This is a genomic window from Paenibacillus sp. Soil724D2, from assembly GCF_001427935.1.
Lineage (GTDB): Bacteria > Bacillota > Bacilli > Paenibacillales > NBRC-103111 > Paenibacillus_E.
In genome coordinates this window covers 1-9,799 of sequence record NZ_LMRY01000052.1, presented here as the reverse complement: position 1 = coordinate 9,799, position 9,799 = coordinate 1, and the positions used below count along the sequence as shown (strand labels likewise).

The 9,799-nt window shown below is 46.8% G+C and carries 13 protein-coding genes; 4 read left to right on the top strand and 9 right to left on the bottom strand.

The annotated features are described in order from the left end of the window. Positions 1-468 precede the first annotated feature (468 nt). From ASG85_RS30310 to ASG85_RS30290, 5 genes are read right to left on the bottom strand one after another with little or no spacing between them, the layout of a single operon-like run. Positions 469-918, bottom strand: coding sequence for a spore germination protein GerPE (locus tag ASG85_RS30310; protein ID WP_057303655.1), 450 nt, complete (start codon positions 916-918; stop codon positions 469-471). A 3-nt stretch (positions 919-921) separates the two neighbouring features. Then, complete coding sequence (locus ASG85_RS30305; RefSeq protein ID WP_057303656.1) at positions 922-1,104, bottom strand: hypothetical protein; 183 nt, start codon at positions 1,102-1,104, stop codon at positions 922-924. A 2-nt stretch (positions 1,105-1,106) separates the two neighbouring features. Then, positions 1,107-1,871 (bottom strand): spore germination protein GerPC, encoded by a 765-nt coding sequence (gene gerPC / locus ASG85_RS30300; RefSeq protein WP_057303657.1) that lies wholly within the window; start codon positions 1,869-1,871, stop codon positions 1,107-1,109. A gap of 58 nt (positions 1,872-1,929) precedes the next feature. Continuing rightward, the gene (locus ASG85_RS30295) at positions 1,930-2,139 is read right to left on the bottom strand and encodes a spore germination protein GerPB (protein ID WP_057303658.1); all 210 of its coding nucleotides are present in this window, start codon (positions 2,137-2,139) and stop codon (positions 1,930-1,932) included. Between the two features lie 41 nt (positions 2,140-2,180). Further along, positions 2,181-2,405, bottom strand: a complete 225-nt coding sequence (locus ASG85_RS30290) for a spore germination protein (protein ID WP_047678721.1) — start codon at positions 2,403-2,405, stop codon at positions 2,181-2,183. Positions 2,406-2,534: 129 nt separating this feature from the next. Between ASG85_RS30290 and ASG85_RS30285 the strand changes: the two genes are divergently transcribed. Further along, complete coding sequence (locus tag ASG85_RS30285; RefSeq protein ID WP_057303659.1) at positions 2,535-2,993, top strand: Hsp20/alpha crystallin family protein; 459 nt, start codon at positions 2,535-2,537, stop codon at positions 2,991-2,993. Positions 2,994-3,087: 94 nt separating this feature from the next. Here the strand turns inward: ASG85_RS30285 and ASG85_RS30280 are convergent, their stop codons facing one another. The 3 genes from ASG85_RS30280 to ASG85_RS30270 all read right to left on the bottom strand — a co-directional run bounded on the left by ASG85_RS30280 (position 3,088) and on the right by ASG85_RS30270 (position 5,976). Then, positions 3,088-3,606 carry a C40 family peptidase gene (locus ASG85_RS30280; protein WP_057303660.1) on the bottom strand — a complete coding sequence of 173 codons (519 nt, stop codon included), beginning with the start codon at positions 3,604-3,606 and terminating at the stop codon, positions 3,088-3,090. A 241-nt stretch (positions 3,607-3,847) separates the two neighbouring features. Further along, positions 3,848-5,215 (bottom strand): sensor histidine kinase, encoded by a 1,368-nt coding sequence (locus ASG85_RS30275; protein WP_057303661.1) that lies wholly within the window; start codon positions 5,213-5,215, stop codon positions 3,848-3,850. Beyond that, entirely contained in the window at positions 5,212-5,976 is a 765-nt protein-coding gene (locus tag ASG85_RS30270) for a response regulator transcription factor (protein WP_057303662.1), read from the bottom strand. The genes ASG85_RS30275 and ASG85_RS30270 overlap by 4 nt, the downstream gene beginning before the upstream one ends. Positions 5,977-6,178: 202 nt before the next feature. On the opposite strand from ASG85_RS30270, the gene ASG85_RS30265 reads away from it, so the two are divergent. Continuing rightward, entirely contained in the window at positions 6,179-6,502 is a 324-nt protein-coding gene (locus ASG85_RS30265) for a hypothetical protein (protein WP_057303663.1), read from the top strand. A 90-nt stretch (positions 6,503-6,592) separates the two neighbouring features. Here ASG85_RS30265 and ASG85_RS30260 read toward each other — a convergent pair whose 3' ends face one another. After that, the gene (locus ASG85_RS30260; protein ID WP_060648707.1) at positions 6,593-7,558 is read right to left on the bottom strand and encodes an aldolase catalytic domain-containing protein; all 966 of its coding nucleotides are present in this window, start codon (positions 7,556-7,558) and stop codon (positions 6,593-6,595) included. A 168-nt stretch (positions 7,559-7,726) separates the two neighbouring features. Here ASG85_RS30260 and ASG85_RS30255 point away from each other — a divergent pair, with 168 nt between their 5' ends. Together ASG85_RS30255 and ASG85_RS30250 are read left to right on the top strand one after the other, a co-directional pair. Then, on the top strand, positions 7,727-8,785 hold the full coding sequence (locus ASG85_RS30255) for an inositol monophosphatase family protein (protein WP_060648706.1): 1,059 nt from the start codon (positions 7,727-7,729) through the stop codon (positions 8,783-8,785). A 65-nt stretch (positions 8,786-8,850) separates the two neighbouring features. Then, entirely contained in the window at positions 8,851-9,267 is a 417-nt protein-coding gene (locus tag ASG85_RS30250; protein ID WP_057303666.1) for a hypothetical protein, read from the top strand. The last annotated feature ends 532 nt before the right edge of the window (positions 9,268-9,799 follow it).

Below are 9,799 nucleotides of genomic sequence, written 5' to 3'. Positions count from 1 at the left end.
TTCGTCGCCTATTACCTTCGAGATTTGGGGAGGTACTCCTTTTTTTATGCCTTAAAAAGCTAGATGTAACAAGGGTTTGGAATTATGAAATTGACTCATTACTACAACAATTCGCAAGCCAAAAGGCCATTTAGCAGCTTGAAGTTGCATTTCGTACAACAATTCTAACCCATTTCTTGCGAAATCGCCTGAATAGGTCAAGATTGTTGTACGTTATACAACATTGAAGAGGGAGAGGCGGGATCAGGGCCGCAATTGTTGCACTTACTACAACATCATTCGACCGAGGATGTGGGTGCACATATACATTCATTCATTTTTTTTCATTCATTCATACATTCATTCATTCATTCATTCATTTTTTCATTCATCCAGCTACCTCACGCGAGCCTATATGGCGATGGATTCCGATTTTAGAAACCGCAATGTAGAACAAGATTGGATGAATGAATAGACGATCTCCTAAAGTTACTGCTGGGGATTCGCTTCGAAGAAGCCAACGCCTTCTTCTTTGCCTAGTTTGACAAAGGTTGTCTTTTCTTTGGGGCCGGGTTTATCTGTGACGAACTGGCGGATGTTTTTGATGCGGGTTTCGCCACTGGTGATACGATTACAGCCGATCTGCAATATAGAGGAAGAGGAAACGCCAAGAATACGGATATTCTGCACACGAATAAATGAGCCTAAGTTATCCACACACATTGTGAAGGGTTCATGAGGCTGGGGGATGGGAAAGGGTCTTTGATAAAAGGGATAAGCCTTGAAGCTTCCCTCATTCCCATAATAGAAGGGAACTTCACGCTGGACAGCGAAGACTCTTGTTTTTAGAGCTGTGTTGATGTTATCACCAACATGCATGATACTGCTCGAGCTTAAGTCATTGATATAGACATTGCCGACGATGGATAAGCGAACCATAGGTCACCCCTCCGATGGAAGAGGTACGAATGGAGAAATGATGACCGATTCGGGAGGGGTGTCGAACATGGAGGACAATGAAATGACTTCCGTATCGCCAATAAGAAATACAGAAGAACTGGCGACCCCGATGATTCGCACATCACCTACGAAAAGTTGCTTGTTTTCTACATGTAAGTTCAGCATAGTTATCCTTCCTTCCTTGGTAAATTGGATATGTAACTGTCAATTGCACTTAGTATGTCTTGTTTAGTTTTCTCGATGATGCTGGTGGTCACGGCTTCCATCGGTTCTTTGAAACCAACGCTGCGGTACTGATTGATATAAAGCTGAATGCGGGTGTCTAGCTGTTTACGGATATCATCGATAATGAGGGCTTTGTAATCCTCGTCCAATGGATACTGATATTTGTTTTCGAGATTGTGCATATCGGCATGAACACCATATTGCAAGTATTGTTCTATCCCGCTAGAGACTTCCTGCTGAATGCCAAAACCTGTGGGATTTCCTTTCCCCTGTTCTTGCCCTTGATTCCCCGCCCCTGGACCTTGCTTTTGTTCTTGCTCTTGTGGTCTCTGCCCTATTCCTTGCCATTGACTTAGTCCTTGACCTTGCATTTGCCCTTTCATTTGTCCTTGCCCCTGAAAAAATGCATTCGCATCAGCACCAGCATATTTGCCCATCGAGGCACCATTCACTGATAAGTCATCGATTTGGTCAAGTAAGCTGGGGCTGATACCGATTGTTAAGGTCCCGTCCAGCTTTTCGACTTTGAGTTGATCGAATTTATATTCGATTTTATCGATGTGGACGCCCTTCTGATTTTTCAAGGCGTTAAGGTCCGTTTGCAGTTTGCTTACGGTTTGTTCAAGCGTATCGATTCTCTGTTTCTGCATCTCAATATAGGCGGAGACCTGCTGGGCCCATTGCTGCCAAGTTATACAATTATGCATCTAGGAAAGGCACCTCCTTCCGGTTTCATTCAGCTTGTAACGCCCGAGTTGGGGGATATTAAGTTGGCGGTGGCAAAGGAACCAGTGAGACTGGGTTCGTTGCGCTTGCTCCCATCTGTGGAGCGGATTCAACGAAGCCGCCGGTATTGTACAGATTAGATAAGGATCGGATAGATCCGGCGGTGCCAATTTGCAGAACGGAGGAGTTAGCCACTGAGTCCACTTTTAAATGCTGAATCATAATGGTCTGATGGATGGTCCAGTTCATTTTGGATGAACACCTCGCTCAGGTTAATAAATGAATGAATATTAAATGATAATTCCGCTGGCATTGTTTTCGATAAGGTCGGAATCGTTGGTTACAGTTGTGCTGTAGGCATTATAAATGCGAGGAAAATCCCCGGTATTAAATGAGCCTGCTCCGGCAAAAGTTTTGGAGGAGCTGTTAGGTGCGATGATAAAGGAATCGCCGAAGTGGACGACGGAGCTCGGCCCCACGCTGATGATTTTGACATTCCCTACGATAGATGGCATACTCGACCCCCTTGCACTTATCACAACTATAGTATATGAGGGTATTCGCCTAGAGGTGCCCTGTTTTTCATTTGGGTGTCACATCAGGGAGTAGGCACATATACTGCTAGTGAAAATGAGGTGATGAGCTTGAACGGGTTTAATCGCCATCCTTGGCTAAAATGGGAGCAAGTTGAGAAGTTCCTTGGGCAAAAGCTGCCTTTCGGTGAAAAAGGGCAGACCTTTCTAGATAATATGACGTGGGCCGAGGGATATGTACAGGACATGCTGAAAAAAGCGATGCCGGGTTTGGATGCCACTCTCTCTTCCCAGGGATTTGCGGGCTCTGAAATCTTTGAGACGCATGAACATGTCATTATTAAAGTGAAGATTGCCAAAGATGAAGATCCAAAAGCGCTGCAGGTGTTTGTGAAATCCAATCAGATTAAGCTGACCGGCTTTCTCAGCGGCAAGAACCGAATCATTAAGCTGCCGACCCTTGTGCAGCCGAGGACGGCTAGAGTGAGCTACAAACAACGTCTGCTGCAGATCAAGGTGCGAAAGCGAGGCTTGAGGGAGAACTATGTTGAGGCGTACATCCGTTACTAGCTAGTTAGTAGGGCGGAATATATTACGGCTTGCAGATTCCTAGGTGAAAAACAAAAACCCTCAAGCCATATGGCTGAGGGTTATCCTTATTAAACTATAGGACGCGGCGAGCGGTCATGTAACGGGATGACCAAGTCCCGCTGTGAATGTTAGTAATGCGGACTCCGCCTGCGCCGTATGTCTGCAGTAGGTTACCGTTGCCCATATAAATGGCTACATGGTTAATGACGCCGGGTTTGCCCGGAATAGAGAAGAACACAAGATCACCTGTGCGAAGGTTGCTTCTGGATACATATGTTCCGACATGGGATTGCTGTTTAGATGTCCGCGGCAGGTTTACACCAACCCGCTTGAACACGTATTGGGTGAAGGAAGAGCAGTCAAATGTTCGCGTTTGACCCGATTTTGCACCGAATTGATAAGGTCTTCCCAAATAGTTTTTACCGATCGAAATCACTTGACTGGCACGAGAAGTTGCTGTGATTGATGCATCGATAGCTGCTGCTGCTCCGGCTTGATGAGGCGCACTTACCATTCCTGCAGAAAGTCCTATGGAAACGGTCAATGCCGCAATGACTAATTTCTTATACCACGTTTTTTGATGGTTTTTCATCTGGATTGCCTCCTTAGAGTTTTCGTAAGTAAACTTACGTTGTAAGCCTATGCTAAGTTTTCATTAGAAAACTTGATTTGCAAGACTCTTCTACTGAGCTAACTTGTGGATTGTTCGTCCAACAGCCCAAGTATACCAGATGAAATTCCACCTAACATTTACCTTGCAGCCCTATGGCCAGTGGTATCAATGGTGTTAAGATCAATTCTGAGAATATGATGAGAATTCCATTATAATATTTTTATTGACACGTTTTTGGCAGCGTAATCAAAGCGGTAGTTCCTTGACCTAAGCAGCTTTTGAGCTGAATGGTCCCCTCGTGCTTCTGAACGATATGCTCCGCAATAGCCAGTCCTAGACCGACTCCGCCTTGCTTGCGATTCCTTGCTTTATCCGTCCGATAGAAGCGGTCAAAAAGGTGCGGTATGTCACTTTCTGCAATACCGATGCCTTGATCAATGACTTCGATGGTAACCCACTTGTTCTCTGTGATGCCGATTTTCAACACGACCATTTGCTGGCTGTATTTGAGCGCGTTATCTAGCAAAATAATGAGAAGCTGCCTGATCTTATAAGGATCTCCTGTCATATGAAGCTCTTTCAGATCTTGCGCAATCTGCACCTCAATCTCTCTGCTAGAGGTGACTCTAAGCGAGGCTGCGGTTTGCTGGGCAATCGGAAGGAGGTCGAAGGTGCTCTTTTGTTCACAGTCTTCTCGCTCTTTATCGGTAAGGGAGAGCAGATTTTGCGTGAGAATCTTCAGCTGGGCTGATTCGGAGATGATGGCTTCGAGCGCTTCTTCACGCAGCTTATCGTCCCGGAAAGCCCATCTTCGCAATAAGCTAGCGTAGCTCTCAATGATCGTGAGCGGCGTACGCAGCTCGTGTGAGGCATCCGCAAGGAATTGCTCTTGCTTTTGAAACATTCCCTTTAGCCTATCAATCATTTTATTAAATGTTGCACTAAGCATAGTTAACTCATCATTCGTGAGCTTGTCGGGCAGCGGGATGTGTCTAAAAGAGCCGCTTTTCTCAATATTTTGCATGGTGGTTACTAATTGCTGAAGCGGCCGAAAGAGCACATTCGTATAGAAATAACCCCCAAGGAGAGCTAGGATCAGCGCACCCGTGGAAGTTAACAAAAGTATAGAGATGAGCATGCGGGAGTATTCACCCAACCTCCGCAGGTTGCGTCCAATTTCTAAAATAGCAACCTGATGGCCTTCTTTGAACACAGGCATTTTCACGAATATAAAAATTCCGTCGGGCGCTGTTTCTAAGATAACCGTTTCTTTGTCTACATATTTGGGAAAAAAGCGGAGCAGCTTGGGGTCGGAATATATTTGGTAAACAACCTTCGAATCAGGAGCAATATACCGCACCATTTCTTGCGGAATGAGGAGCTCTTCCATCTGCGAGCTATTCTGCCAATACTCCGGATGATTAGGTAAATCCTTCAGAATCAGGGTGCGGGCTTTTTCTTTCAGCAGCTCCAGTTCGCCATTGGTTGTAACCCGAATGAACATATAGTAGACAAAGGTGAAGCTGAAAAAAAGGATCAACATCAGTCCTGCGGAAACCCACAGTGTGATTTTCAGCTTAAGGCTCATGAGGGCGTCTGCCCGTCTTTGGGAACAGCTTCACCAGCTGAATCGTCCGCCTCTTTGCTTGAGGAAGGTTCAACCTTCAGCAAGTAGCCGATACCGCGCATCGTCTGAATGAGTTTGGAGGAGAAGGGCTTGTCCACCTTTTGCCGCAAATATCGGATATACACGTCAACCACGTTCGTATCTCCTACGAAATCATATCCCCAAACCTCTGAAATGATCTGCTCCCGCGACATCACTTCATCCTGGTGCTGAATCAGGAAGCGCAGTAAATCAAATTCCGTAGGCGTTAATTCGATCGGTGTACCTTCTCGGGTAACGGCTCTACTCTTTAAATCCATGGTTAGATCATCCACCTTAAGTAAATGAGGCTGCTCTGCTGACTGGTCCTGAAAGCTTCTTTGGCGGAGCAGACTGCGAATGCGGGCGAGCAATTCGATCGTGGCAAAAGGTTTCGTCACATAGTCGTTAGCGCCTTGGTCAAGTCCGCTGACTCGGTCGGGGACGGCATCACGTGCCGTCAGCAGGATAATGGGAAGGGTAGCGGTTACCTGCCGTATGCGGCGAAGCACCTCTAGACCGCTCAATTCCGGCAGCATGACGTCAAGCAGGATAAGCTCCCAGTCCTCCGACTCGTCTAAGGCTGCATTTAGTCCAGAGCGCCCATCTGCTCTTATATGTACCTCATAGCCCTCATGCTCCAGCTCCAGCTGAAGCACCCTAGCGATGCGTTCTTCGTCCTCAATTAGCAATATGCGGCTCATGGCGGATAGATTTCACTCCTAACGGGTCGCTGATGGTCAGCGGTGTCGATTCGTTCTTTATTTTCTCTATTCGGTACATTTACATACATATGTGAAAAGCCCAGTCTTTGGGGAGTGTCTCGTTAGCGTTCATTAGCCTAGTCCGCGTTCCGCCTTTGTGACATAAAATAACGCATAGAAGACTGATGAAGGAGTAGGACAAATGAGCATAACTCCAAAAAAGAAAGTGCGCATCAAAACTAACCAAAAAGTAGCGATTTTACTGCAAGACCACGATGCTACCGCAAAAGTCTATGTAGAGATTCAAGGGGAGTTCAAATCCCGGGAGGTTATGGTTGAGGCGCTAAAACGTTTAGAAGACGGATTGATCTACGCAGACGAGAATTGTACAGAGTTAATCGAGAGTGAGTATATTGAAGTTTTCCCTAAAAAAACCCCGTATCGCCGAGAAGAAGAGGATTTCATCTTCCTCATTGACCGTGCGTATGCAGAAGACTACGTCGTATCAGCCAAAATTATCAAATAAGGTTAAGGCATATGAAAAACCCCCTATCGATAGATCTAAAGGCCAAAGCCTTCGAGAACTGTCAATAAGGGGTCTTTTTAATTGAGAATATTAGTTTTTATGAACAATAGGAGCCGTTTCTACGGAAGTCAATCGGTCATAGAAATCTACAAAGTTATTTCTTTCATCTGAGCTAAGTTGAGCCATAGCCGTACGCGGATGCTCATCAAGCGCTCCTACGATCATGTAAGGAATGAGATAGCCCCAATCCCATTTTTGGCGCATAGTAATCATGTGTTTCTCGATAATTTCTAGTACTGGACGAATGTCGTAACGTGCTCCTTTTAAATAGCTAAGAAGTAGTTCCGTCGTACAGTTTCCTGCTGCGCGGCCCATTCCATATACGGAGGAATCAAGGAAAGACACGCCTTTGGAAGCAGCTGCAATTGTGTTTGCGAAAGCAAGCTGCAGGTTGTTGTGCATGTGTAACCCAAGTTCTTTCTCAGGAAGCAGACGTTGGAACTTCGTTACGAGGTAGTCAATGTCTTTATGATCCATGCTGCCGTAGGAGTCTACGATATAGACAACGTCAACAGGGCTTTTATTAATTTCTTCGAAAGCTTCAACCAGTTCATTTTCCATTACGTGGGAAAGCGCCATAATGTTAATGGATGTTTCGTAGCCCATGTTATTGAACTTTTGAACAAGCTCAAGGCCTTTATCAACGTCTTTGATGTAACAAGCAACGCGGATCAGGTCAAGTAAGCTGTCTTCACGAGGTAAAATGTCGTTCTCATCGACACGGCCGATATCTACGAGAGCAGATAGTTTTGTATCGGTTTTTTTGGTAATAACGTCACGAAGGAAGGACTCATTCAAGAATCTCCAAGGACCGGACGCTCCGCCTTTGAGCAGCTTTTCCGAGTTTTTATAACCAATTTCCATATATTCTACACCGGCTGCGCTTAAGCCGCGATACATGTCTTGTACAAATTCCACGCTAAAATCCCAATCATTCACCAAACCGCCGTCCCGAATCGTACAATCCAAAATCTTGTGTTGATGCTGCTTAACCATACTCGTATTGCCCCTTTCGACTGCTTATATCGCTTCTGATTTTGCTATATTATCACTTATGTAGAGGCTGCTTGTCAATGCAGCAGTGTGCGTTTGCGACAACTTTTGCAGGGGGGATATGGTAAAATATGAGGAGGAGTACTAGATTACTTGAAGGGGCCTAAGTGAATGAATCGTAATGAGTGGTCATTAGCAAGAGAGGTTGCTGTTAAAGCTGCAACGAAAGCAGGAGAACTGGCGAGAGAGCGTTTCGGAGGTAAGCTGACCATTCAGCATAAGGATGATCGCGGTGATTTGGTCACCGAAGTAGATGTGCAGGCGGATCGTTTGATTGTGGAAGACATCCTTGCGGTGTTTCCGAGTCATCGTATATATAGTGAAGAAGCGGGTGAAGGAGGGGCAGTCAGCGATTGGGTTTGGCATGTCGATCCGCTGGATGGAACGAATAATTTCGCCTTGGGCATACCGCTTTATGGCGTTTGCATCTCTTTGAGTTATCAGGGACAAATTGTCCTTGGGGTAATCCGTGATTCGGTTTTGGGGCTAAATTATGTTGCTGTTAAAGACGAAGGTGCTTGGCAGGAGGATGTTGAACTTGAGGCGAAGCCGAAAGGAGTGTTGGTCAAGTCCACAATTTCATGGATTCAAGGCCATGGGGTTGGCAAGGACGATCATAGAGCGTTGAGACTAAGGCATCATCTAGAGCATTCGGTTAAAAGAGTGCTGCGCATGTGGGCGCCGTCATTGACCTGGGCGATGCTCGCTAGAGGCGACCTTCATGGTGTCGTGCTGTACAACTCCGAAGGCGAGGACTTGTACGCGGGTTTGCTGCTCGCGCAGGAGGCCGGCGTGAAGGTGACGGATTTCGCGGGTAATCCGGTAGCTATGCTTGGCGGTGCGGTTGCTGTGGTAGGTAGAGGGATAAGTGCGGGTGCGAGTGCGGGTGCGAGTGCGGGTGCGGGTGCTAGTGCGAGTGCAGGTGCGAGTGCAGGTGCAAGTGCAAGTGCAAGTGCAAGTGTAGAAATATGTACGGGGACAAATTCAGGTAGAAATGGAGATACAATTGCAGGTACAAATGCGCGTACAAATGAAGGGACAAATGCAGGTGTGAGAACAAGCTTCGAAGAGGGGAGAGAGATGGCACAGGCGGTTTACCTCGTGGCTGCTGTGCCAGAATATCATGCGGAGCTGCTGGCATTCGTGCAGGAAGCCATCAACGCAGAATAAAGTGGGAACAATTTGTAGATGATAATGGCATACTTTGCATGTTGAGGAAGAAAGGATGCTGTGCGATGAAGAGCTTTGTTCCTATATTTTTTGAATTTGAGAAGGAGCGGGATGCGCTTCTTGCGCTTGATACGCTGGACGAGCTCGGCTACAAGCCGGAATTACTGGGTGGAGAGATGTCCACGGTGCATATCCATCTTGATGCACAGGAGATAACCTCTGCGCTAGAAATTGCGCAATCACACGGCGGGCGCTTAGTGGATCGCCCGCAGGCTGAGTCAGAGCAAGCGATATACTCCATGGCGTACGATCTGGAGGGTTCCATCCGCATTCCGGCCCACACCGTGAATGAGGATTGGTCCGAGAGCTACGCTGAGGCGAACGCATCGCCCGTAACCGACGCAGTGCCGAGCGAGGAAGAGGCAGCCTTTGACCCGTCTGCTGACGACTACAACCATTTCAGCGCCGGTATTCGGATGTGAATTGGAGCGGGAGTCGGCGCTGAAGCTAAAGTGAGCGAATTCCGTGCGAATGAGCGAGCTTATGAGTCGAATGAACGAGGTGCAGCCAGCGAGGGGCAACCGACGCATGGCGCAAGAAAACCGAGCTGGTCGCGCGAAAGCAGAGCCATAGCGATGAAAAACATCGCTAACTCGCGCCCGCGGCCGAGCAAGCCCCTCATAAGGATGAAAAACATCCTTATGTTGGTTGAAACCCACGCGAGGCGCGTGAAAGCAGAGCCATAGCGATGAAAAACATCGCTAACTCGCGACCGCGGTCGAGCAAGCCCGCCATAAGGATGAAAAACATCCTTATGTTGGTTGAAACCCGCGCGAGGCGCGGGAAAGCATAGCCATAGCGATGAAAAACATCGCTAACTCGCGCCCGCGGCTGAGCAAGCACAACATAAGGATGAAAAACACACTACAAATGCATCAAACCTAACATGAAAATATTGTTAGAATAATTTCCTATATAAGGAATAATATGATGTATTTTCGTGGACGAATACAA